Below are 24,762 nucleotides of genomic sequence, written 5' to 3'. Positions count from 1 at the left end.
TGCGTCAAGCCGCGCAGAAACGGCGAAGAAGCCGCGTCAGCCGTTGTTGACCACCAGGCGCGGTTCGCCGGATGCCGACAGGCGCACACGGATCGATGCCGCGATGCCCTTGGCGTCCAGGCCCACCGACGACAGCAGCGCCACCGGATCGCCCTGGTCGATGAAGGTATCCGGCAAGCCCAGATTGAGCACCGGCTTGGCGATGCCGGCAGCGGCCATCGCTTCCATCACGGCAGCGCCCGCGCCGCCCATGATGCAGCCCTCTTCCACCGTCACGATCAGGTCGTGCTCCTGCGCCAGGCGCTTGACCAGGTCGACGTCCAGCGGCTTCACAAAGCGCATGTTCGCGACCGTCGCATCGAGTTCGTCGCCGGCCAGGATGCTGTGCGAGACCATCGAGCCGAACGCCAGGATGGCGATGTTCTTGCCGGTCCGGCGCACTTCGCCCTTGCCGATCTCGATCGAGTTCAAGGCCTCCACGATTGGCGTGCCGACACCGGCGCCGCGCGGATAGCGCACAGCCGCAGGGCCCGGATAGTGGTAAGCCGTCGTGAGCATCTGGCGGCATTCGTTTTCGTCCGACGCAGCCATGACGACCATGTTCGGGATGCAGCGCAGATAGGCCAGGTCGTAGTTGCCGGCGTGGGTTGCGCCGTCGGCGCCAACCAGGCCCGCGCGGTCCAGCGCGAAGGTCACGTCGAGGTTCTGCAGCGCCACGTCGTGGATCAGCTGGTCGTAGCCGCGCTGCAGGAACGTCGAGTAGATCGCCAATACAGGTTTTACCCCTTCAGTGGCCATGCCGGCCGCGAACGTCACCGAATGCTGCTCGGCGATGCCGACGTCGAAGTAGCGCTGCGGGTATTCCTGGTGGAAGCGGACCATGCCCGAGCCTTCGCGCATCGCCGGCGTGATGCCGACCAGGCGCTGATCGGCCGCTGCCATGTCGCACAGCCAGTTGCCAAAGACTTCGGTGTAGGTGATCTTGCCCGGCGCGGTGGCCGGCTTGATGCCTTCGAGGTGATTGAACTTGCCGGTGCCGTGGTACAGGATCGGCTCGGCCTCGGCCAGCTTGTAGCCCTGGCCCTTCTTGGTCACCACGTGCAGGAACTGCGGGCCCTTGAGCTTCTTGATGTTTTCCAGCGTCGGGATCAGCGATTCGAGGTCATGGCCGTCGATCGGGCCGATGTAGTTAAAGCCGAATTCCTCGAACATCGTGGCCGGGACCACCATGCCCTTGGCATGTTCTTCGAGCTTGCGCGCCAGGTCGAGCACGGGCGCCGGCAACACGCTCTTGCCCACGTTCTTGGCAGCGGCGTAGAACTGACCCGACAGCAGGCGCGCCAGGTAGCGATTGAGCGCGCCGACCGGCGGCGAGATCGACATGTCGTTGTCGTTCAGGATGACCAGAAGGTTCACGTCGTCTTCGACGCCCGCATTGTTCAGGGCCTCGAACGCCATGCCGGCGGTCATGGAGCCGTCGCCGATGACGGCGATAGCGTGGCGGTCTTCACCCTTGATCTTGGCCGCTGCGGCCATGCCGAGCGCGGCCGAGATCGAGGTCGACGAGTGGGCGGTGCCGAACGTGTCGTACTCGCTCTCGTCGCGCTTCGGGAAGCCCGACAGGCCATTCAACTGGCGTAGCGACGGCATGCGGCCGCGGCGGCCCGTGAGGATCTTGTGCGAATAGGTCTGGTGGCCGACGTCCCAGACGATGCGGTCGCGCGGCGTGTCGTACACATAGTGCAGCGCGATGGTCAGTTCGACCGTGCCCAGGTTGGACGACAGGTGGCCGCCCGTTTTCGAGACCGACTCGAGCAGGAACTGGCGCAGCTCCTTGGCCAGTGGCGTGAGCTGGGTGCGCGGCAGCTTGCGCAGGTCGGACGGGTCGTTGATATTGTCTAGCAGGTTCATTTAGGCCTTCCGCTGCACGATCAGGTCTGCCAGTTCACGCAGCCGCTGTGCTTGTTCTCCGAATGGCGCCAGCGCGTCATGCGCGTCACGCCGCAATTGCTCGGCCAGGTCGCGCGAACGCGCCAGGCCGAGGATCGACACATAGGTCGGCTTGTTGTCGGCCGCATCCTTGCCGGCGGTCTTGCCCAGCGTGGCCGAGTCGGCGGTCGCATCAAGTACATCGTCGACCACCTGGAACGCCAGGCCAATCGCGGCCGAATAGGCGTTCAGGGCCTCGACTTCGAGTGGCGTCAGGTCGCGGCCCGCGAGCGCGCCCAGCAGCACCGACACGCGCAGCATGGCGCCCGTTTTCAGCTGGTGCATGCGTTCGAGTTCGTCGCGCGTCAGGGCCAGGCCCACGCTGTCGAGGTCAATGGCCTGGCCGCCGCACATGCCGTTCGAGCCGGCGGCCTGCGCCAGCAGGCGCACCATCGTCAACAGGCGCGCCGGCGGTACGGTGGCGCATTCGGCCAGCACGGTGAAGGCCTGCGCCTGCAGCGTGTCGCCCACCAGCAGCGCAGTCGCTTCGTCGTAGGCCACGTGCACCGTCGGTTTGCCGCGGCGCAGCGCGTCGTCGTCCATGCACGGCATGTCGTCGTGCACGAGCGAATACACGTGGATCATTTCGACGGCGCTCGCCACCCGCGCGAGCGCGGCCGGGTCGGCGTCGAACAGCGCGCCGGCGGCGTACGCCAGCAGCGGGCGCACGCGCTTGCCGCCGCCCAGCGTCGTGTAGCGCATCGCTTCGTGCAGCTTGTGCGGCACCTGGGTGGCCGCCGGCAGGAACGCGTCGAGCGCGCCCTCGATGTCGTGCTGGACCTGGCGGGTCCAGTCGGCGAACGCCAGCGCGCTCATTGCGCGCCCTCGTCGTCGCCCGAGAACGGCTTGAGCATGTCGCCTTCAAGTACCTTGACCTGCGACTCGACCTTCTCGAGCTGCCCTGCGCAGTACTTGACGAGTTCGGAGCCGCGCGCATACGCCGCGACCGAGGCGTCCAGCGGCAAGGCGCCGGACTCCATCTGTGTCACGAGCTGGGCCAGTTCGGCCATCGCCCCCTCGAAGGATTCGGGTGGCGCCGCCGCTGCTGCTGCGCTGCCCGCTGTCATATTCTTTGCCATAGGTCGGTATCGTAAGGGCGTCCAGTTGTGCGCCGTGGGTCAATCCAATCGCGTATTTTAGATCAATCCCACACCACGGGGGGCGCACATTGCACCATTCGCAACATGCAGCCCCGTCCATCGATTGGGCCACGCCCTCCCTCATCATGAAAATCATGCCACGAAGGCAATTTCCCCACCAGCGCACGCAACAGCCGCGCGCGGGACCGAGACGGTAGAGCTCGTTCCGAAGTATAATCGCCGGTTCTGTCCGAAATACCGTATTCCTTTACTTAAATACTGGTCTTTGGATTCTTTCTCTTCTTTGGATGCTTATTTAAGGGGGGTTGGGATGTCCGATCTGGCTACCCACGCCAAGCTGGCGCGATCCAACGCGCAGCTTCCGGTAACTGTGTATTTTGACGAGGCGCTGCTCAAACAAGAGATGCAGCAGCTGTTCGTGAATGGCCCGCGCTACGTCGGCCATGAATTGATGGTGCCCGAAACGGGCGACTTCGCCACGCTCGCTGCCGAGCACGAAGGCCGTATGCTGGTGCGTAATGCCAACGGCATCGAGGTGCTGTCCAACGTCTGCCGTCATCGCCAGGCGCTCATGTTCAATGGGCGCGGCAATGCGACGAACATCGTCTGCCCGCTGCACCGCTGGACCTATGACCTGAAGGGTGAACTGATCGGCGCGCCGCATTTTGCCGACACCCCGTGCCTGAACCTGTCCAAGACCCCGCTCCAGAACTGGAACGGGCTGCTGTTCGAACAGAACGGCTACAACGTGATGGACAAGCTCGGCCAGCTGTCGGTGACGAAAGACCTCGATTTTTCGGGCTATATGCTCGACCACGTCGAAGTGCACCAGTGTGACTACAACTGGAAGACCTTCATCGAGGTCTACCTCGAGGATTACCACGTCGAACCGTTCCACCCGGGCCTGGGCAACTTCGTCTCGTGCGATGACCTGAAATGGGAATTCGGCGCCGACTACAGCGTGCAGACCGTGGGCGTAAACCGCGCGCTGCAAAAGGCAGGCTCGCCTGCCTATAAACGCTGGCAGGAGCAGATCCTCAAGTTCAACAACGGTACGCCGCCGAAGTACGGTGCAATCTGGCTCACGCTCTACCCGAACATCATGGTCGAGTGGTATCCGCACGTGCTGGTGGTGTCGACGCTGTGGCCCGATGGTCCGGACAAGACGCGCAACGTGGTCGAGTTCTACTACCCCGAAGAGATCATGCTGTTCGAGCGCGAATTCGTCGAGGCCGAACGCGCTGCGTACATGGAAACGGCGGTCGAGGACGATGAAATCGGCCTGCGCATGGATGCCGGCCGCAAGATCCTGGTCGCGCGCGGCGTCAACGAGGTCGGTCCCTACCAGTCGCCCATGGAAGACGGCATGCAGCACTTCCATGAGTGGTATCGCAGCAAGATGGCGCTTTAGGGGTGTCGTGACACGCAGCGCTGCGGAGGGTGTGGCCAGTCGGCTGCCCCTCCTTTTTTTATTGGGAATACCATGGCTTCACTCTGGATGCTGTTCGCCAGCTTCGCGTTCGCCGCGATGGGCGCGGGCGTCAAGCTCGCCTCCGAGTTCTACTCCACGTCCGAACTGCTGATGTATCGGGGCCTGATCGGCACCGTCATCCTGCTGGCCATGGTGCGCCACCGTGGCGGCACGTTCAGGACGCCGTTCGCCAAATCGCACCTGATCCGCAGCTTCGTCGGCGTAACCGCGCTGTGGATGTGGTTCTTCGCCATCGGCCGCCTGCCGCTGGCCACGGCCATGACGCTGAACTACATGGCCCCGATCTGGATCGCAGCCTGGATGTTCGCGCTGGGCTGGTGGACCCGCACCAAACACGCCGAGTGGCCACTGGTCGTCGCCATCGGCATGAGTTTTTTTGGCGTCACGATGGTGCTGCAGCCGGCGGTCGAAAGCCAGCAGTGGCTCGGCGCCCTGGCCGGTGTGTGCTCGTCGGTGGTGTCCGCCGCAGCCTATATGCAGGTGCGCAAACTGGGCCTCTTGGGCGAGCCGGAATACCGCGTCGTGTTCTTCTTTTCGCTCACCACCGCGGTTGTGGGCCTGCTGGCCACGCTGGCCGGCGACGGACCGAAGGGCGCCGTGTTCCATGCTCATACGCCGTATGGCCTGCTGCTGCTGGCCGGCATTGGCGCCGCGGCGCTGATGGCGCAGATGGCGATGACGCGCGCCTACCGCGTCGGCAAGGTGCTGGTGGTGGCCAATCTGCAGTACACCGGCATCGTGTTCTCGTGCCTGTGGGGCCTGCTGCTGTGGAATGACACGTTCGACTGGCACGTGTGGCTGGGCGTGGGCGTGATCCTGGTGTCGGGCGTGGCCGCGACGTTCTACAATACCCGCAAGACGGCGCGTGGCGCCGTCGTCAAGGACACCGATCCGATCGCCAGCGAAACGTAAAGGAACCGTCATGCACCAGACCCTGATCTCTGCCGCCGACCTGACTGCGCACATCGACGACCCGGCCTGGGTCGTCGTCGATTGCCGCCACGACCTGATGAACCTGGCCGCCGGCCGTGGCGCTTACGCGAGCGGCCACCTGCCGGGCGCGGTATTTGCCGATATCGAGACGGTGCTGTCGGGTGCCAAGAACGGCGCCGATGGCGTGTTCCTGGGCCGGCATCCGCTGCCCGACAAAGACGCGCTGGCCGAAGCCCTGCGCGACTTCGGCATCGACGACACCACGCAGGTAGTGGCGTATGACGCGCACGGCGGCATGTTCGCGGCGCGCCTGTGGTGGTTGCTGCGCTGGCTGGGACACGAGGCGGTGGCGGTGCTCGATGGCGGGATGGCAGCGTGGGAAGCAGCTGGGCAGCCATTGACGACCGAGGTGCGCACCAGGCCGCGCGGTTCGTTCAGCGTAAGGGCGCCGTTCGTGCCGACCGTGACGGTGCGTGAGGTGCTGGACAATCTGGAAAGCGGCAAACGGATCGTGATCGATGCCCGCGCGGCCGATCGCTATCGCGGCGAGAACGAGACCATCGATCCGGTGGGCGGGCATATTCCCGGCGCGAAGAACCGCTTCTTCAAGGACAACCTGGGACCTGACGGGCGTTTCAAGGATGCCGCGCAGCTGCGCGAGGAATTGGGCGCATTGATCGACGATCCTGCCGCAGCCATCATGCAGTGCGGCTCGGGCGTGACCGCCTGCCACAATCTGCTGGCACTGGAAGTGGCAGGCTTGCCGGGCGCCGCGCTGTATCCGGGGTCGTGGAGCGAGTGGGTCGGCGATCCGGCACGGCCAGTCGCCAAAGGCGCGAATTAGTCAACCGACCTGGGTTCCAGCCTTCGCTGGAACGACGGTTTCCATGCAAGCAGCTAAAAGCGGCGATTGCGACACGCGACACAAACATCTCGTTCCAGCGGAGGCTGGAACCCAAGTCCGCAGCGCTGCCACTAATTCAACATCAAAACGCGTGCAACGCGACGACGATCGCCACGCCCAATCCGATCAGCACCACCTGCGGGATTGACTCGCGCATCGTCGAACGCCGCTGCATCTGCGGCATCAGGTCGCTCACCGCGATATAGATGAACCCTGACGACGCAAACACCAGCACGTACGGAATCAGGCCGCTGGCCCGGTCCAGCGTGTAATACCCCAGCAAGCCCCCCGCCACCGCCATCAGGCTGCACAGCAGGTTGAACACATACGCGCGCAGGCGCGAAAAGCCGGCATTGAGCAGCACGATGAAGTCGCCGATTTCCTGCGGGATTTCATGGGCGACGATCGCCAGTGCGGTAACGATGCCCAGCTCCGGATTGGCCAGGAAGGCCGCGGCGATCAGGATGCCGTCGGTGAAGTTGTGCATGCCGTCACCGAGCAGGATCATCCAGCCGGCCTTGCCCGCTTCACGCGCATCGTGGCCATGGGCGTGGTGGTGACCGTCGCCTTCGTGGTGGTGCGAGTGGCGCAGCAGGGCGACCTTTTCCAGCAAAAAGAAGGCCAGCAAGCCGCCCAGCAGCGTGGCGAACAGGCTCCTGGTATCGGCGCCCGAATCGAATGCTTCCGGCAGCGCGTGCAGCAGCGACGTGGCCAGCATGATGCCGACCGACAGGCTGACCATCTTTTCCACCACTTTCGACAGCAGGGCAAACGAGAAAATGGCAGCCCCGGAGATGCTGACAACGCCGGCGACGAGCGTCGCGAGCAGGATCGAGCGCAGGGTCGGGTCGATGAATGGGGCTGAAAACGGGTCGATTTGAAGGCCTCTTGTTCTGTACGTGCGACGAGCCGCAAACCGGGCATTGTACCGCTCCCGGCCTGCCCTCGTCCAAGGCAAAGCCTGCCAGGGAAGCACTGATTTATTCTGGGGGATGGAATTGGCAGTTGAAAAAGTCAGCCTGCAAGGCGCAAAATCGAAGCAATAGCGAGCTATTGCGAGAATTTGCAACGCCGCAGGATGGCTCTTTTCAACGCCAAGTCCGCCGCCATGAATTAATCAGTGCTTCCCTAGATCAGGCGACGCCGTATTTGGCAAACCACGCCAGCGCGCGGTTCCAGCCATCCTGCGCGTCGGCCGCGTTGTACATCGGGCGGTAGTCGGCGTGGAAGGCGTGGCCCGACTCCGGGTACACGTGGATCGTCGAGCGGCTGTTGCCCTTGTCGAGCGCGGCCTGCATGCGCTGGACCGATTCGACCGGGATGCCGGTGTCCTTCGCGCCGTACAGGCCCAGTACCGGCACTTTCAGGTTCTGGGCAAAATCGATCGGGTGCTTGGGCGACGTGGCGGTTGCCTCGCCGACCAGACGCCCGTACCAGGCGACGCCCGCCTTGACGTTGAGGTTATGCGCCGCGTACAGCCAGGTGATGCGGCCACCCCAGCAAAAACCGGTGATGCCCAGTTTCTCGGTGTCGCCGCCGCGCTGCTTGGCCCATGCGACCACGCGGTCGAGGTCCGACATCACCTGTGCATCGGGCGTCTTCGAGACGATGTTCTTCATCAGCTCGGCCGTGCTCGGGGCCTTGGTCGCGTCGCCCTGGCGCACGAACAGGTCGGGCGCAATCGCCATATAACCCTGCTTGGCGAAGCGGCGCACGACGTCCTTGATGTATTCGTGCACACCGAAGATCTCGGAGATCACCAGGATCACCGGCACGCCCGTCTTGCCCTTGGGCTGGGCGCGATAGACCGGCACGTCCTGGCCATCGATGACAAGGATGGTATCGCCGGCGTCAAGGCCGTCGGTATCGGTCTGGATCTGGGTCTGCGCCATGACCGGCAGCGCGCTGGCGGCAAAGCCGGTGCCGATGGCGGCCCGGATGAAGTCGCGGCGGCCGACGCCATCGGTGTATGCGCTCGCGCCGAGCAGACTGCCGGCGTCGTTGACGAGGTCTTTCATGGTCATCCCTTCGATCAGTGGTGGACAGGCTTGCGAGTTTAGCATCGGTGCAGCCCGGCACACGCATACGCATACGCATACGCCCCGATGATGACGTGATAACACTTTCCAAATGAGAATGATTCGCATTATAATTTAGAGCATCTTGACAGGACCATCCCTTCAGCAACGCTGACGGGCGTGTCCAGTCATCGCTCATTCATTCATTCATACCGAGAAGACCTGCTCATGCTCCCGCCACGCTCCTTGCTGCCTCGCTGCCTCGTCCTTCGCACTTGCACCGCCGCCATCCTCGGCATCCTGCCGTCCTGGCATGCCCAGGCCGAAGAGGCACCGGAAACCATCCCGACCACGCTGCAGGCGGTGACCATTACCGGCGCGCGCGACGCGACGACTGAAGGAAGTGGTTCGTACACGACGACCGGCCCTTTGACCACCGGGTCGCGCCTGAACCTGACGCCGCGCGAGACCCCGCAGTCGCTCTCGATCGTCACGCGCGAGCGCATGCAAGAGCAAGGCCTGCAGACGCTGGCCGACACCATGCAGCAGGTCACTGGCATCTACGTCAACTACAACGACACCGAACGCGTGACCTACAACGCGCGGGGCTACGCAGTGAACAACTTCCAGGTCGACGGCATGCTGAACCTGTTCGGCAGCTCGCTCAAGGCCAATGGCGACAACGTGGTCTACGACCGCATCGAGGTGGTACGGGGTGCCACTGGCTTGACCACCGGCGCGGGCGATCCGTCGGCCACGATCAACCAGGTGCGCAAGCGCCCGACCAGGACCTTCCAGGCCAATGCCGCGCTGCGCATCGGCACGCACGACCTGCGCCGCGCCGAACTCGATGTGAGTGGCCCGCTCGCCTTCGACGGCAAGCTGCGCGGACGCTTCGTCGTGGCCAAGCAAGAAGCGAAATCGTTCCGCCCGCTGTATGAACAGGACCTGGGCGCCGTGTACGGCATCCTGGAGGCCGACCTGGGCCCGGCAACGGTACTGGCAATCGGCCACGAGCGTCAGAAGTCCGCCCCGCGCGGGTCGACCTGGGGAACGGTCCCGTACTGGAACGCCGACGGCTCGCTGGCGAACATGCCGCATGACCTGAACCTGTCCACGCCGTGGGCGTCGTGGAATCTGCTGGAAGAAAAAACCTTCGCCACGCTCGAACATCGCTTCAACCGCAACTGGCGCCTGCGCGCCGGCTGGACCACGGCCGATCGCGAACAGGATGGCAGCCTGTACTTCGGCTATGGCGGCTACCCGCGGCCCGACGGCAGCGGCATCACGGTGGCCTACGGTCGCTTCCCGGCCGATGAAACGATGGACGTCCTCGAATGGAACATCGACGGCAAATTCGACCTGTTCGGTCGCCAGCACGACCTGGTCTTCGGCTGGGGAAAGGCCGAGCGCGAAACGGTCTCGCCGCGCATCACGCTCGGCGCGGTCCCGGCGGGCTATGGCGCGATCCCCGACTGGCGCGGCTGGAGTGGCGACGTGCCTGAATTTCCGACCACGGTCGGCGCGGTCCCGACCAGCATCGGCCAGGTTGACCAGAAGGCGGCTTTCCTGGCCACGCGCCTGAATCTGTCCGATGCGCTGAAGGCCGTCGTCGGCGTGCGACATGGCAAGTACACGACCCATACCCGCAACTTCAGTGCCGCCGGCCCCGTCACGACCACCACCGGCTTTACCAACGACGATATCGTCACACCGTATATTGGCCTGCTGTTCGACCTGAACCAGCAATGGACGGCCTACACCGCCTACACGAGCATCTTCCAGCCACAGAATTTCCGCGATGTGGGCAATGTCCTCCTCGATCCGGTCGAGGGCAACAATATCGAGGCCGGGGTGAAGGCCGAACTGTTCGACCGGCGCATGAACTTCTCCGCAGCGATCTTCCGCAGCAAGAAGGACAACGTCGCCGAAATCGACGACAGCGTGCCCCCCAATTCGCTGCCGGGCGCGGTGCAGGCATACCGCACCACCGGCAAGGGCAATGTCATCGATGGCGTCGAGGTCGAAGCATCAGGCCAGATCGTACGGCAATGGAATCTGACGACAGGCTACAGCCATACGCGCTCGCGTAACGCGCAGGGCGTGGCCATCAATACGGTCATTCCACGCAACCTGCTGCGGGTGTTTACCAGTTACCGCTTCGGCGCCGACGGCCAGTATGCACTCGGGGGCGGCGTGAACTGGCAGAGCAATCTGTGGAACACTGCGCAGAAGCCGACCGGCAGCTACGCCGCCAGCGGGGCGCCGGTCACGAGCCTGTCGCGCATCGAACAAGGGTCGGTGTGGCTGGCCAATCTGATGGCCAGCTACCGTATCAACAAGAACCTGACGGCCAGCGTCAATCTGAACAACGTCTTCAACAAGATCTACTACAACCGGGTGGGCTTTTACAACGGCCTGCACTACGCCGAGCCGCGCACGGCATCGGCCACGCTGCGCGCGACGTTCTAAGCACTGTCCCGCACGCGCGCAGAGCAGACTTCGCCCAGGATCGCGTACAGCTTCTGCATGTCGACCGGTTTGACCAGATGGTGGTTGAAGCCGGCGGCCGCAGTGCGCGCGCGATCCTGCTCCTGGCCGTAGCCGGTGATCGCCACCAGCACCGCGCGCTGCGCGCTGGCCCGGGCGCGCAGGCGCCGTGCCAGTTCGATGCCATCGAGGTCGGGCAGGCCGATATCGAGCAGGTACACATGCGGCGCCGCGTGCTCGGCCGCAGCCAGCGCCGGCAACGCCGCATGCTCGACGCGCACCTCGTGCCCGTTCGATTCGAGCAGCAGCGCGAGCATCGTCGCGGCATCCACGTTGTCGTCCACCACCATGATACGAAGATGGTCTGACGGCGCCGGTGCGCTCACCGGGCCGGCGGCCAACGCGCCTGCGGCCGCGACCTCACTGTCCAGGCGCGGCAGGCACACCGTGAAGGTACTGCCCTTGCCCTGCCCCGCACTCTCGCAGGCGACGGTGCCGTGATGCAGGCCGACCAGGCTTTTCACCAGCGCCAGACCCAGTCCCAGCCCGCCCAGCGACCGGTCGGACGAGCGCTCGGCCTGCGAAAACAGCTCGAACGCACGCGCGACCAGTTCGGGCGCCATGCCGATGCCGTTGTCGGCCACCCGCAGCAGCACGTGCGTGGCGCGCACTTCGGTGCCCAAGGTGATGTGGCCACCTTCGGGCGTGTATTTCGCTGCATTGCTGAGCAGGTTGGCCAGCACCTGCACCAGGCGCTTGTGGTCGCCCTCGACCAGCGGCGCTTGCGGCGGCAATTCGAGCGCCAGGTGATGGCGGCGCGCGTGAATCAGGGGCGTGACCTGCTCGATCGCGTCGTTCACGATATGCCGGATGTCCAGGCGCTCGGTGTGCAGCGCCACCAGGCCACGCGTGACGCGCGAGACGTCCAGCAGATCGTCGACGAGGCTCGTCATGTGGCGCACCTGGCGCCCGATGACCTGGCTGGTCTTGCGCACCTGCGCTTCATCGAGCCGCGCCCGTTGCAGCAGGTCGGCGGCCGCGCCGATGGGTGCGAGCGGATTGCGCAGTTCGTGCGCCAGCATCGCCAGGAATTCATCCTTGCGCCGGTCGGCGGCAGTGAGCTGCTCTTGCGCTTCGCGGCGCTCGGTGACATCGCGGAAGAAGAACGCGATGCCGCCATCGAGCGAGCGGTGGGTGCGCGTTTCGATCCAGGCCTGGCGCCCATCGGGCATGCGGTGGGCCAGCTCGAGAATCCCGGGAGCGCCGGTGCTCATCACGCGCCGGAACACCGCGTCGGCCGGGGTAGCGCGCAGTTCGGGCCAGACTTCCCAGTGGTTGTGGCCGATGACATCTTCGGCGCGGCGCTGGGTCAGGCGCAGGCCTTCGGCGTTCATGCGCAGGATGTTCCAGTCCTTGTCGAGCACCGCGAAGCCCTCGCCCATGCTGTCGAAGATGCTCTGGCTCTGGTCGCGTTCACGGCGCAGCGCGGCGTGCGCGCGCGCCGCTTCGACCGCCGACCAGGTGCGCTCGGCGGTCTCCTGCGCCATCCGTATCTCGGCCTCGCGCCACCGCCGCGGCGAAGCATTCTGCACCGTCAGCACGACCCGCATCTTTCCGGCCTTGATATACGGGACCAGCAGGTCGGCGCCGACGCCGATCTGCGCATAGATGCCGGTATTGCCCGCGGTCCGGCTGTCCCGCGCGACATCGTGGTTGACGACGGTCTGGCCGGCGCGCAACGCGGCGATCATCGGCGGGCCGAAATCGTCCATGACCATGGCCTTGCCGGCCAGGCTCGCCACGCCCTGGGCGGTCCAGTCGCGCACGATCGCAACGGTGCCGGCGGCGTCGTCGATCTGCGCATACAGCACGCGCGACACCTGCAGGGCGCGGCCCAGCAGCTCGCAGGCTGCCTCGGTCACGTCATCGGGGTCGGCGAGCTGCCGGATGCGGTCGGCCAGTGTGAGCTGGAAGGTCTGGTTTTCGCGGACCTCTTCGAGCTGCTGGACTTTTTCGAACAGCGCCTGCGCCGCGTGATAGGCCTCGGTGACATCGCTGCCCTGGGCGAAGATGCCCGTCACCTGCCCGTCGTGGCCGAAGATCGGCTGGCACAGCAGATCGACGTAGCGTTGTTCCAGCGCGCCATCCGGCCGGCGCTGCAGCGAGATCAATGAATCGCGCAGCACAACCGGCTTGCCGCCCGCGAAGACGCCATCGAATACGCGGCGCACGCCCTGCGCCGCCAGCTCGGGCAGGGCGTCGAGCAAGGGTTTGCCAATCAGCTCCCGGCGCCCGACCAGCTGGTAATACGCTTCGTTGGCCATCTCGAAGACGTGATCTGGGCCGGTGAGCACCGCGATGAAGCTCGGCGCCTGGTTGAACATTGTCTGCAACTGGCTGCGCTCCAGGCTCAGGATGCGCGTCATTGCCTCGTGCATCTGCGGCCGGGTCATCTGCGGCATGTCGGGCACCGCATGCGCGCCATGCCTGAGATGGTAGGCGCCGGTGGCGGCGTCGAAGCGGTACAGATCCGTGACATCGATGGCGTTTTGCGCCACGAAGGCGACCTCGCCGGCGGCATCGAACACCGGTGTATGGATCGCGCTCCAGTAACGCTCGCCGAACACGTGGCCGCCCGGCGTTTCGCGCGGTACCGCATAGCGCAGCAGCGCGCTGGTGTGCGGCTGCTTCGTCGCAAAAGCTTGTTCGATCGAGCGGCGTACCTCGTCGACGTTGGTCGATGCGGGGTCGTTTGGATCGGTCGGAAACGCTTCGAAGATGTGCTGGCCAACGATCTGCTGCGCCGTGCGCCCGGTCGATTCCAGATACGCGGGATTCGCACCAATGATGGTGAAATCCCGGTTGATGAGCAGGTAAGGATACGGCGAGGCCGCGAACAGTGCCGCGTAGTCAGGTTGCGTAAACATCACTTATTCTCACATATAAATTGCGAGAAAAATACGCGTTCTGTAACGGATTTTTGGGTCAACGCGTGGACAGCGTAGCCGTCCACCCTACGGTTAGTGCGCCTTTTCCCAGTTTGCGCCGACGCCCGTTTCGGCCACCAGCGGCACCTTCAGCGTTGCCACGCCAGCCATCAGTTCGGGCAGCTTCACGCGCACCAGTTCAAGCTCCGCCTGCGGCACTTCGAGCACCAGTTCATCGTGCACCTGCATGATCATGCGCGTGCCCAGCTGTTCGGTTTCGAGCCAACCCTGCACGGCGATCATCGCCAGCTTGATCAGGTCGGCGGCCGTGCCCTGCATTGGCGCATTGATTGCGGCCCGTTCGGCGCCGGCGCGGCGCGGGCCGTTCGGCGAATTGATCTCGGGCAGCCACAGCCGGCGGCCGAACACCGTTTCGACATAGCCGCGCGCCTTGGCCTGCAGGCGCGTCTCGTCCATGTACTGCTTCACGCCCGAGAAGCGCGCGAAATAGCGTTCAATATAATTGGCCGCTGCGCCCCGTTCGATGTTCAGGTTGGCCGCCAGGCCGAACGCGCTCATGCCGTAGATCAGGCCAAAGTTGATGACCTTGGCGTAACGGCGCTGTTCGCTCTGCACGTCCGCTGGCGGGATGCCGAAGATCTCGGCGGCCGTCGCGCGGTGGATGTCTTCGCCATCGGCAAAGGCCTTGAGCATCGCGGTGTCGCCCGAGATATGCGCCATGATGCGCAGCTCGATCTGCGAATAGTCGGCCGAGACGATCACGCTGCCCGGCGGCGCGATGAAGGCTTCGCGGATACGGCGCCCTTCAGCGTTGCGCACCGGGATATTCTGCAGGTTCGGCTCATTGGACGACAGGCGCCCCGTGATCGCCACCGCCTGCGAGTAATTGGTGTGCACGCGGCCCGTGCTGGCATTGACCATCTTCGGCAGCTTGTCGGTATAGGTCGACTTGAGCTTGGACATGCCACGGTGCTCGAGCAGAATCTTTGGCAGCGGGTAATCCTCGGCGAGCTTTTGCAGCACTTCTTCGTCGGTCGACGCCGCGCCGGTAGCGGTCTTCTTGATCACCGGCAGGCCGAGTTTGACGAAGAAGATCTCGCCGATCTGCTTCGGCGAACCCAGGTTGAATGGGCCGCCGGCCAGCTCGTAGGCCTGCTGCTCGAGTTCGAGCATGCGCTTGCCCAGCTCGTTCGATTGCACACCCAGCAGCTCGCTGTCGATCAGCACGCCGTTGCGCTCGATCTTGTGCAGCACTTCCATCGTCGGCATCTCGATGTCGCGGTAGATGTAGGTGAGGCCCTTGTCGGCTTCGACGTGCGGCAGCATCGACCCGTGCAGGCGCAGCGTGATGTCGGAATCCTCGGCCGCGTACTCGGTGGCGCGGCCCAGTTCGACCTGATCGAAGCAGATCTGGTTGACGCCCTTGCCGCAAACATCGACGAACGGAATCGTCGTGTAGCCCAGGTGGCGCATGGCCATCGTGTCCATGTCGTGCGGCTTGTGCGACTCGAATACATACGACTGCAGCAGCGTGTCGTGCACGATGCCCTTCAGGGTGATGCCATGGTTGGCGAAGATGTGCATGTCGTACTTGAGGTTCTGGCCGAGCTTGGGCTTGGCCGGATTTTCCAGCCAGGCGCGCATCTTTTCCAGCACGTGTTCACGCTCGAGCTGGTCCGGTGCACCGGCGTAGCGGTGCGCCAGCGGGATGTAGGCGCCCTTGCCCGGTTCGACCGACAGCGAAATGCCCACCATCTGCGCCGTCATCGGATCGAGCGACGTCGTTTCGGTATCGACCGACGTGAGTGCAGCAGCATCGATCAGCGCCAGCCACGCGTCGAGCTGCGCGTCAGTCAGAATCGTTTCGTACTCGCCCTTGATGACCGGCATGCCATCGAGCGTGGCCTGCGCGCCTTCCGGCGAATTGAGCGGACCACCGCCCGGCGCGCTGCCGGCGGCCGGGCGCACGCTGCCGTCGCCGGCTTTGGCGCCGCCCAGGTCGCGCAGCATCGTCTTGAAGCCGTAGCGGCTGAAGAATTCGCGCAGCGCGTCGGCGTCTTCCGGTCGGCCAATGAGCGTTTCCTCGAACGACACCACGTGCTTGACCAGGTCGCAGTCGGTTTTCACGGTGATGAGTTCGCGGCCTTTCGGCAGCCAGTCGAGCGCCGCGCGCAGGTTTTCGCCCACGGCGCCACCGATACTGCCGGCGTTTTCCATCACGCCGTCGAGCGAGCCGTGCAGCGTGAGCCATTTGACAGCCGTCTTGGGACCGCACTTGGGCACGCCCGGCACGTTGTCGACGGTGTCGCCGACGAGGGTCAGGTAATCGATGATGCGGTTCGGCGGCACGCCGAACTTGGCCAGCACGCCGGCGTCGTCCAGGCGCTCGTTGCTCATCGTGTTGATCAGCATGACCTTGTCGTTGACGAGCTGGGCCAGATCCTTGTCGCCGGTGGAGACGACCGTGTTCATGCCGCGCGCGGTGGCCTGCACGGCCAGCGTGCCGATCACGTCGTCGGCCTCGACACCCTCGACCATCAGGATCGGCCAGCCCATGAGCCGCACCACTTCGTGGATCGGCTCGATCTGCTTGCCCAGGTCTTCCGGCATCGACGCCCGCGTGGCCTTGTATTCGGGATACAGGTCGTCGCGGAAGGTCTTGCCCTTGGCATCGAACACGCAGGCGATGTAGGCGGCCGGGAAGTCGGCGCGCAGGCGGCGCAGCATATTGACCATGCCGTGCATGGCGCCGGTCGGGAAGCCATCCGGGCTCCTCAGGTCGGGCAATGCATGGAAGGCGCGGTAGAGATAGCTGGAACCGTCGACGAGCAGAAGGGTATTGTCCATAGGGGGCGAAAATCAGGTAAGCATGCGGCGTCAGGGTGGCGCCAGGGTCGTCACCATTATCGCAGAATCCGCATGATGAGCAGCGCCCGCTCCAGCGTCTCAATGCCTCGCAGCAATGATGGGATGTGGCACACGTTTCACAGGGAGGCGGTACTGTTTGCTACAATGGACTAAACGACATTAGGTGACCATCATGCTGCGCTCGACACCCCGCTTTGCCTTCCTGACGCTGTGCCTGTTCGCCCACGCGGGCCTGGCCTCGGCGCAGCCGACGACTCCACCGCAAACGCAGACCCAGCCGGCGCCACGCGCCACGACGCCAGCCCAGCCAGCGCAGCAGCAGCGGCCTAGCGACGCGCCGCCGCAGCTCGAACGCATCGAGCCGGGCAGCGACGTGCCGGCCACGACGATTCCGCCGCGCAAAGGCACAGTCATTACCGAGAAACGCGGCAATGATGGCAAGATCAACGAAGTCGAAGTGCAAGCCGGCCCAAGCCGCTACACCATGAAGCCCAACGTTGCACCGGGAAATGCCCAACCAGGCGATATCTCGGGCAGCAGCATCCGCGCCCCACAATGGCAAGTGATGGAATTTGATTTTGGCAATCCCAAGAAGCAGAACACCGACGAGCAGCCAGCTGCCGCGGCGCCAGCCCGTGCCGGTGCAGCCGGGACGATCCCGGCGCGCGCCGATGTGCCGCCGCCACCTGCGCTCGAGCCGACCACCAAACAATGATCCCGCCTGCCGCGTTCGCGCGGCAGTCTCCGGCCATCGTCCACTTCTCTTTCTTGCTAGCTCATGGCAGTTTTTACCGCGGTCTCACTGGATGACCTTCACCAGTGGATCAAGCAGTTCCCCCTCGGCCAGGCCGTCGGGCTCGAAGGCATTTCCTCCGGCATCGACAACAGCAATTTCTTCCTGAATACTCAGCACGGTACGCAGTCCGGTCCGCAGTCCGGTCACTACGTGCTGACGATTTTCGAGAACCTGCGCTTCGATCAGCTCCCCTTCTATGTCAACCTGATGCGCCACCTGGCCGGGCGCGGCATTCCCGTGCCGGCGCCGGTGCCCAACAACGATGGCGAGCTGATCGTGAGCCTGCACGGCAAGCCGGCGATCATCGTCAGCCGCCTGAATGGCAGCTCGCAACTCGCTCCCCAGCCCGTGCATTGCGCCGAAGTGGGCCGCATGCTGGCGCGGATGCATCTGGCGGCGCAGGACTTTGCATTGCAGCAGCCGAACCTGCGCGGTATCGACTGGTGGACAGCGACCGCACCCGAGGTGGCGCCGCTCCTGAGCGAAGCCGAAGCCACGCTGCTGCGGGACGAAGTCGCGTTCCAGGCCACATTCGCCGCAAGCGCTACCTATGCCAACCTGACCCGCGGCCCGGTGCACGCCGACCTGTTTCGCAATAACGTGATGTTCGAGGGCGAGCGCCTGAGCGGTTGCTTCGACTTTTACTTTGCCGGCATCGACACCTGGCTGTACGACGTGGCCGTTACCGTCAACGACTGGTGCGTCGACCTCGCCACGGGCGAGCTGGACGAAGCACGCGTGCGCGCCCTGCTCGACGCTTACCACGCGGTGCGCCCGTTCACCGACGACGAGCGCGACGCCTGGCAACCACTATTGCGCGCGGGCGCACTACGCTTCTGGCTGTCACGCCTGTATGATCTGCACCTTCCCCGCGCGGCCGAACTGTTGACGCCGCACGACCCCACCCATTTCGAACGTATTCTGCGCGAGCGCATTGCGCACCCCGCGCCGGGCTTGCCCACCACTGTCATTACATGAACAAACTACCTGCATCTACCGGCTGGACCTGGCTCAAAAATGGCGCCCTGCTGTTTCGTCAACAACCGGCCGCGCTGACCACGCTGCTGTTCGCCAATATTCTGGTCAGCATCCTGATCAGCGCCGTGCCGCTGCTGGGCGCGATGGTGGCGGTGGTGCTGATTCCCTCGTTCTCGATGGCGTTCATGATGGCGTGCTCGATGATCGAAAACGGCCAGCGCGTCACGCCGGCCGTGGCGCTGACGGGTTTTCGCAAGCCGGTGCTGCGTGAGCTGTGCAAGGTCGGCATCGTCTACCTGGGCGTGTCGCTGATCCTGACACTGATCACGCGCTTTGCCGTGCAGCCTGACTTCTGGGAACAGGTACAGGCCCAGAGCACCAGTGGCACCCCGGCCGTGCTGGCAGGCCAGGACGTGCTGGCGATGTTCCTGATTTTCGCGCTCGACGCGGTGGCGCTGATTTCGCTGTGCTTTGCCGCGCCGCTGACCTACTGGCAGAAAATGCCGCCGTTCAAGGCCGTGTTCTACAGCTTTTTTGCCGTCAAGCGCAGCGCCGGCATCTTCATCGTGATGCTGCTGGCGTGGTTCGGCATCTTCTTTACCGTGTGCATGGTGATCGCCGTCATCCTGGGCGGTAGCAGCATCGCCCGCGTCGTGATCATGTGGGTGATCTTTTTGTTCATCCTGCTGCTGCAGTGCGCGCTGTATGTGGGTTACCGCGAGATCTTCGGCAAGCCACCAGCAGAGCCAGGCAGCAAGGTCAGCCTCGACAAGCAGCGGTAATCAGCAACAATCAGCAGCAATCAGCAGCAATCAGCAAACAATGGCGGCCATGCCGCCATTGTTTGCTTTTCCCTTAGCGGCCCACCCGCTCCAGCTTCGCGATCGACAGATCCAGCACCTTCACCCCCGCCGAACCAAAGTTGATCTGGGCCCGCGCCGCGCCGGCGCCGCCCTCGATATTGACGATCACGCCTTCGCCAAATTTGGCGTGGACCACGCTCTCGCCCACGCGCCAACCGGTGCCGTTGCCGGCCTTTTGCGTGATCTGCTGCGCGATCTTGTTGTCGCTGCCGCCTTCGCGGAACTTGGCGTCGTCCCATGCCGTCGTCGACTTGCGCCCGCCAAACCAGTTGCCCTGCACGCGTGGCGACAGCCACTTGATCGATTCATCGGGCAGTTCGTCGAAGAAGCGCGATTTCATGTTGAAGCGGGTCTGGCCGTGCAGCATGCGCTGCTGCGTAAAGCTCATGTACAGACGGCGGCGCGCGCGCGTGATCGCCACGTACATCAGGCGCCGTTCTTCGTCGACACCGTCGGCTTCGCGCGCGCTGCTCTCGTGCGGGAACAGGCCTTCTTCGAGGCCCGTGATGAACACGGCGTCAAATTCGAGGCCCTTGGCCGAGTGCACTGTCATGAGTTGCAGCGCCTCTTGCCCGGCCTGCGCCTGGGCATCGCCCGCTTCGAGCGACGCGTGCGACAGGAAGGCCGACAGCGGCGACATCACGGTGGGCAGCGGCGCGCCGCCATCGAGGATTTCGATGCCATCCTGGAACACGACCGATTCGCCGGCCTGCGCCTGCGCCGGCGGGCCAAGGTGGGCCGGCGCCTGGGTGCCGAAGCCCTCTTCTTGTACGAACTGGGTCGCGGCGCTGACCATTTGCTCCAGGTTTTCGATGCGGTCGGCGCCTTCTTTTTCGTTGCCGTAGTGCGTCAGCAGCGTACTGCGCTCGAGCACCACGCGCACCAGTTCGGGCAGCGGCAATTGCTGGGTCTCGAAGCGCGCGCCTTCGATCAGCTTGACGAAATTGCCCAGCACGGTGCCGGCCTTGCCCGTCATGTACGGCACGGCCGCATACAGCGAAATGCCGTAACTGTCGGCCGCCATCTGCAACTGCTCGATCGAACGCGCACCGATGCCGCGCGTGGGGAAGTTCACCACGCGCATGAAGGCCGAATCGTTGTGCGGATTGTCCATCAGCTGCAGATAGGCGATCGCGTGCTTGACCTCGGCGCGCTGGAAGTAGCGCAGGCCGCCATACACGGTGTACGGAATGCCGGCCGCGAACAGCGCATGCTCGATCACGCGGCTCTGCGCGTTGCTGCGGTACAGGATCGCGATCTCGTTGCGGCCCATGCCCTCGTTCATGAGGCTCTTGGATTCTTCGATGATCCACTGCGCTTCTTCGAGGTCCGATGAGGCTTCGTAGACGCGCACCTGCTCGCCCTGGCCGGCATCCGTGCGCAGGTTCTTGCCCAGACGCTTGGCGTTGTTGGCGATCAAGAAGTTGGCGCTGTCGAGGATGTGGCCATGCGAGCGGTAATTCTGCTCGAGCTTGATCAGGTTCTTGACCTGGTAGTCGCGTTCGAACGCCGACATATTGCCCACGTTGGCGCCGCGGAAGGCATAGATGCTCTGGTCATCGTCGCCGACGGCAAAGATGGCGCCGCCGCCCGATTCGCCCTGCCCCGCCAGCAGCTTGAGCAGATTGTATTGGAGGTCGTTGGTATCCTGGAACTCGTCGACCAGGATGTGGCGGAAGCGCATCTGGTAGTGGTGGCGCAGCGGCGTGTTGCGTGACAGCAGTTCGTAGGAGCGCAGCAGCAGTTCGGCGAAATCGACGACGCCTTCGCGCTGGCATTGCTGGTCGTACAGTTCATACAGCTCGACCATGCGGCGCTCGATCGGGTCGTAGGCCTCGACCTGCGACGCGCGCAAGCCCTGGTCTTTCGCGTTGTTGATGAAGTACATCAGCGCCTTGGCCGGGTACTTTTCATCGTCGACGTTGTGCGCCTTGAGCATGCGCTTGATCAGCGAGAGCTGGTCTTGCGAATCGAGAATCTGGAACGTCTGCGGCAGCGCGGCGTCGCGGTAGTGCGTGCGCAGCAGCCGGTTGCACAGGCCGTGGAACGTGCCGATCCACATGCCCCGCGTGTTGATCGGCAGCATCGACGACAGGCGCGTGAGCATTTCTTTCGCGGCCTTGTTCGTGAACGTCACCGCCATGATGCCGGCGGGCGAGACCTGATTGGTCTGGATCAGCCAGGCAATGCGCGTGGTCAGAACGCGCGTCTTGCCCGAGCCGGCGCCGGCGAGGATCAGGGCGCTTTGCGCCGGCAAGGTGACGGCGGCAAATTGTTCAGGATTCAGGGTATCGAGTTTCAGCATCCGGCCATTATACCGCCGCCATATACTGTATGCCCATCCAGTTTCGTGGCGTACGCGTGACGAATGTGCGAGTTACTGACTAACCGTTCGTGCGGGTTGTCTGGAATTGCGGCAGGCCGTCATCGAGCTTGAGCCAGCCCAGGCGGCTGCGTACAAAGACGTGATCGGCTGGCGGCACCTGGTTCGGGTCATCCAGGCTGGCAGTGGCGATATCGATCTCGTCGGGCCACTTGTCGTCCTGGTAGGTCAGTGTCGTGCCGCACGCCGCGCAGAAGCCGCGCACGGCCTGGCTGCTCGACCGGCGTACCGCCAGCTGGCCGGCAATCCAGCGCAGCGAATTGCTGGCGACACTGAACCATGCAAACGCCGGCGCACCCGACGCCTTGCGGCAATCGGCGCAGTGGCACAACGTGCTATTGAACGGCTCGCCATCGGTTTCGAATCGGACTGCGCCGCAGGAACATCCGCCAATGAACGTCATCTCGTCTCCTGTCGTTATCTTCGTACATTTCGTCGAGGAAATCTCATCAACTGCGCTCAATCGTCTGAGTTCAAACTTCGCAAGCGCGCGCCGTGTGACGAGTGTTTCGCTTATGTTAACACCAGCTTTGCGACAAGCTCGTGAAAACCTTAACAAGGAGAATGATCATGCTAGGACGCGTAGTGACCATGGCCGCACTGGCCGTCGGCGGTGTCATACTGTCGAAAAAATTCAAGGGAAACAATGGCTTTGGCGCCAGCTCGGGAATCGTCGAAACCATCGAGATCAATGTGCCGGTGAGCACCGCCTATAACCAGTTCACGCAGTTCGAAGACTTCCCGCAATTCATGAAGAGCGTGAAGGAAATCCGCCAGCTCGACGACACGCACCTGCACTGGCGTGCCAACGTCGCCGGCGAAGAAAAAGAGTGGGATGCCGAGATCACCGAGCAAATCCCGGACAACCGCATCGCGTGGCGCAGCGTCACTGGCGTCAAGAACGGCGGCGTCGTCACCTTCCACAAGATCTCGGACACGGTCACGCGCATCGCGCTGCAAATGGATTACGAGCCCGAAGGCGCGCTGGAAACCCTGGGCGACGCCCTGGGCGCCGTGCGCATGGAAACGCGCGCCAACCTGGCTAACCTCAAGGAACTGCTCGAGCAGCGTGGCAGTGAAACCGGCGCCTGGCGCGGCAAGGTCGATCAGCATTGATCGAGCAGCGTGGGTCGAGCAGCATTGTTCGATCCACGCTGGCACAGGCACGCCGGCTACGGCCGGCGGCTGTTGACCGGCTTGATCGACGCCGGCAGTGCGACGCGCTCGACCGGCGTCGTCTGCGCGGCAATAAAACCTTCGAGCGCCAGCGACAGATCGGCCACGACCTGCGCACCGTAGGCCGCTTCGATCAGTTTGTACTGGCGCTCGATGAGCGGCGCGATATCGTCGATCAGGCGGTCGCCCTTGGGCGCGAGGCGCACCCAGATGCGGCGCTGGTCAGCCGCCACACGCTGGCGCTCGATCAGCCCCAGCTCTTCCATCCGCGACAGCACGCCCGTCATGCTCGGGCTCAGGATCTGGCATAGTTCGCACATCTCCCGTGGCTCCAGTTGCTCATGCTCGTCCAGCACGCGCAGGATACGCCATTGCTGTTCGGTCACACCGAAGTGGTTGAGGATGGGACGGAAGTGCAGCAACAACGACTCTCGCGCCTTCAGAAAAAGCTGGGGAAGATTGCGGTGGGTGATCCGGCGTGCCAAGGAATGCTCCGTGATAGGTAATTCTGTCTCTGGTTCTGCATCGACCGCTGCGCAACGAGCGCCGCAGTCGTGCCTGGCTGACTAATATACTTGCCAGCCCCGTGGATTTCGCTTCACGCAGCCGATTCCATGCGAATTTTTTGTGAACAGATATTACCGCAGGCGTTCCGACGCACGAAACGGCGGTTCGATGGCCTGATGCTGTAGGGTGGGCGGCTCTGTCGCCCACGCGTTCAACCCGATCTCGCATACCACGGAGCGAGGGTGTTTGGACGCGTGGGCGGGATACCCGCCCACCCTACCTGGCGCCATCATCAACCCGCAACCGGCGCCGGTCGCGCCAGGCCCTTCGCCCGCGCATCGCGGATCAACGCGCGCACTGTTTTATCGGCGACTTTGCTTTCGCGCTCCATCTCCTTGCCCAGCATGCCCATCTGTTCGCCCAGCACATGCATCGGTTTGCCGGCCTCTTCCATCTGGCGGCCAATTGCCTCCATCGAGGCGTGTGACTTGCGTATCTGCGGCGAGTCGTAGGCCTGGCCAATCTGCCGGCCCGCAGCATTCATGCGCGCACCGGTCGCTGCCATCTCGCGGCTCAGGCGCTCGCGCTCGGCCTGGTCACGTGCCGTTTCCATCTGGCTGCTCAGGCGTTCCATGTGCTGGCTCAGGGCCTGCATGCCGCCATCGATTTCACGCATGTCGCGCTCGCTGGGCAGGTTGTCCTTGCTGACGGCAACCCGGTCCATCTCGCGTCCCAGGGCGTCCATTTTCTTGCTGTGGACATCCATCTCCTTACTGTGCACGTCCATGCGGGCACTCAGCCGGTCCAGCGGCGCCCAGGCGGTACGCACTTTGGCCATCACCGCGGCATCCTGGATCACGTAATCGCGCCCGGCTTCACGGAACCAGATGAACTCGCCGGGAATGGCGCGCTGGGCCGCTTTCACCGCTGGCCAGTCGTCGCTGCTGCCACTGATATTGAAGCTGCCTTCCTTGCCGCGCACCAGCGCGTACGGCTCGCCTTGCGTCACACGCACTGCGCGTTTGGCCTCCTGCGCGCCAGCCTGGATGGGCACGGTCAATGCAAGCGACGCGGCGCACAGCGCCAGGCCAATGAAAGGAAGCGCCAGTCGGCGTGTGAGCGGTGCAGGATGCGGCATGATGTTCTCCTTGGGCCAGGGACAATGGCAACGGGCCGGACGCAGCCGGCGATGACATCACTCTAGCCGCCGCTCCCGCCATGAACCAGCACACTGCGACAGGCCGTCGAAATCGCGGCGCAGGCCGTCAATCGAGACTCAGAACGACAACGCGGCCCGAAGGCCGCGTTCAATTCATG

The 24,762-nt window shown here is 64.1% G+C and carries 19 protein-coding genes; 8 read left to right on the top strand and 11 right to left on the bottom strand.

Annotated features, from left to right (window positions below; translation table 11 throughout):
• Positions 1–36: 36 nt before the first annotated feature.
• Genes dxs through HD842_RS20815 form a run of 3 tightly spaced genes read right to left on the bottom strand, consistent with a single transcriptional unit; the run spans position 37 to position 3,068 of the window.
• On the bottom strand, positions 37–1,911 hold the full coding sequence (gene dxs, locus HD842_RS20825) for a 1-deoxy-D-xylulose-5-phosphate synthase (RefSeq protein ID WP_183556926.1): 1,875 nt from the start codon (positions 1,909–1,911) through the stop codon (positions 37–39).
• Positions 1,912–2,805 (bottom strand): polyprenyl synthetase family protein, encoded by an 894-nt coding sequence (locus HD842_RS20820; protein ID WP_183556924.1) that lies wholly within the window; start codon positions 2,803–2,805, stop codon positions 1,912–1,914.
• Entirely contained in the window at positions 2,802–3,068 is a 267-nt protein-coding gene (locus HD842_RS20815) for an exodeoxyribonuclease VII small subunit (RefSeq protein ID WP_229424871.1), read from the bottom strand. Before HD842_RS20815 ends, HD842_RS20820 begins: the two co-directional genes overlap by 4 nt.
• 331 nt (positions 3,069–3,399) lie before the next feature.
• Between HD842_RS20815 and HD842_RS20810 the strand changes: the two genes are divergently transcribed.
• The 3 genes from HD842_RS20810 to HD842_RS20800 all read left to right on the top strand — a co-directional run bounded on the left by HD842_RS20810 (position 3,400) and on the right by HD842_RS20800 (position 6,358).
• A complete protein-coding gene (locus HD842_RS20810) occupies positions 3,400–4,500 on the top strand; it encodes an aromatic ring-hydroxylating oxygenase subunit alpha (protein WP_183556922.1) in 1,101 nt (366 codons plus the stop codon).
• Between the two features lie 72 nt (positions 4,501–4,572).
• The gene (locus HD842_RS20805; RefSeq protein WP_183556920.1) at positions 4,573–5,493 is read left to right on the top strand and encodes a DMT family transporter; all 921 of its coding nucleotides are present in this window, start codon (positions 4,573–4,575) and stop codon (positions 5,491–5,493) included.
• Between the two features lie 10 nt (positions 5,494–5,503).
• Positions 5,504–6,358, top strand: coding sequence for a sulfurtransferase (locus HD842_RS20800; protein WP_183556918.1), 855 nt, complete (start codon positions 5,504–5,506; stop codon positions 6,356–6,358).
• Between the two features lie 142 nt (positions 6,359–6,500).
• Here HD842_RS20800 and HD842_RS20795 read toward each other — a convergent pair whose 3' ends face one another.
• On the bottom strand, positions 6,501–7,199 hold the full coding sequence (locus tag HD842_RS20795; RefSeq protein WP_370660872.1) for a ZIP family metal transporter: 699 nt from the start codon (positions 7,197–7,199) through the stop codon (positions 6,501–6,503).
• A 352-nt stretch (positions 7,200–7,551) separates the two neighbouring features.
• Positions 7,552–8,436, bottom strand: a complete 885-nt coding sequence (locus HD842_RS20790; RefSeq protein WP_183556916.1) for a dienelactone hydrolase family protein — start codon at positions 8,434–8,436, stop codon at positions 7,552–7,554.
• Positions 8,437–8,664: 228 nt separating this feature from the next.
• On the opposite strand from HD842_RS20790, the gene HD842_RS20785 reads away from it, so the two are divergent.
• Positions 8,665–10,908 (top strand): TonB-dependent siderophore receptor, encoded by a 2,244-nt coding sequence (locus HD842_RS20785; protein ID WP_183556914.1) that lies wholly within the window; start codon positions 8,665–8,667, stop codon positions 10,906–10,908.
• Here the strand turns inward: HD842_RS20785 and HD842_RS20780 are convergent.
• The gene (locus HD842_RS20780; protein WP_183556912.1) at positions 10,905–13,853 is read right to left on the bottom strand and encodes a hybrid sensor histidine kinase/response regulator; all 2,949 of its coding nucleotides are present in this window, start codon (positions 13,851–13,853) and stop codon (positions 10,905–10,907) included. The genes HD842_RS20785 and HD842_RS20780 overlap by 4 nt on opposite strands.
• Before the next feature lie 93 nt (positions 13,854–13,946).
• Entirely contained in the window at positions 13,947–16,721 is a 2,775-nt protein-coding gene (gene polA / locus HD842_RS20775; RefSeq protein WP_183556909.1) for a DNA polymerase I, read from the bottom strand.
• A gap of 193 nt (positions 16,722–16,914) precedes the next feature.
• Between polA and HD842_RS20770 the strand changes: the two genes are divergently transcribed.
• From HD842_RS20770 to HD842_RS20760, 3 genes are all read left to right on the top strand, one after another.
• A complete protein-coding gene (locus HD842_RS20770) occupies positions 16,915–17,457 on the top strand; it encodes a hypothetical protein (RefSeq protein ID WP_183556907.1) in 543 nt (180 codons plus the stop codon).
• A gap of 63 nt (positions 17,458–17,520) precedes the next feature.
• Positions 17,521–18,516, top strand: coding sequence for a homoserine kinase (locus HD842_RS20765; RefSeq protein ID WP_183556905.1), 996 nt, complete (start codon positions 17,521–17,523; stop codon positions 18,514–18,516).
• The gene (locus HD842_RS20760; RefSeq protein WP_183556903.1) at positions 18,513–19,298 is read left to right on the top strand and encodes a BPSS1780 family membrane protein; all 786 of its coding nucleotides are present in this window, start codon (positions 18,513–18,515) and stop codon (positions 19,296–19,298) included. The genes HD842_RS20765 and HD842_RS20760 overlap by 4 nt, the downstream gene beginning before the upstream one ends.
• A 73-nt stretch (positions 19,299–19,371) precedes the next feature.
• On the opposite strand, the gene HD842_RS20755 is transcribed toward HD842_RS20760, so the two are convergent.
• Both HD842_RS20755 and HD842_RS20750 read right to left on the bottom strand, forming a co-directional pair.
• Positions 19,372–21,684, bottom strand: coding sequence for a UvrD-helicase domain-containing protein (locus HD842_RS20755; protein ID WP_183556900.1), 2,313 nt, complete (start codon positions 21,682–21,684; stop codon positions 19,372–19,374).
• A 79-nt stretch (positions 21,685–21,763) separates the two neighbouring features.
• Positions 21,764–22,165, bottom strand: a complete 402-nt coding sequence (locus HD842_RS20750; protein WP_183556898.1) for a GFA family protein — start codon at positions 22,163–22,165, stop codon at positions 21,764–21,766.
• A gap of 167 nt (positions 22,166–22,332) precedes the next feature.
• Here HD842_RS20750 and HD842_RS20745 point away from each other — a divergent pair, with 167 nt between their 5' ends.
• Positions 22,333–22,878, top strand: coding sequence for an SRPBCC family protein (locus HD842_RS20745; RefSeq protein ID WP_183556896.1), 546 nt, complete (start codon positions 22,333–22,335; stop codon positions 22,876–22,878).
• Positions 22,879–22,934: 56 nt separating this feature from the next.
• On the opposite strand, the gene hpaR is transcribed toward HD842_RS20745, so the two are convergent.
• Entirely contained in the window at positions 22,935–23,423 is a 489-nt protein-coding gene (hpaR, locus tag HD842_RS20740) for a homoprotocatechuate degradation operon regulator HpaR (RefSeq protein ID WP_183556894.1), read from the bottom strand.
• A gap of 314 nt (positions 23,424–23,737) precedes the next feature.
• Positions 23,738–24,583 (bottom strand): hypothetical protein, encoded by an 846-nt coding sequence (locus HD842_RS20735; protein ID WP_183556891.1) that lies wholly within the window; start codon positions 24,581–24,583, stop codon positions 23,738–23,740.
• Positions 24,584–24,762 lie beyond the last annotated feature (179 nt).

Source organism: Massilia aurea, assembly GCF_014200505.1.
GTDB lineage: Bacteria > Pseudomonadota > Gammaproteobacteria > Burkholderiales > Burkholderiaceae_D > Telluria > Telluria aurea_B.
Note: the sequence above shows the minus strand (reverse complement) of the source record. Positions and strands in the feature narration are given on the sequence as shown.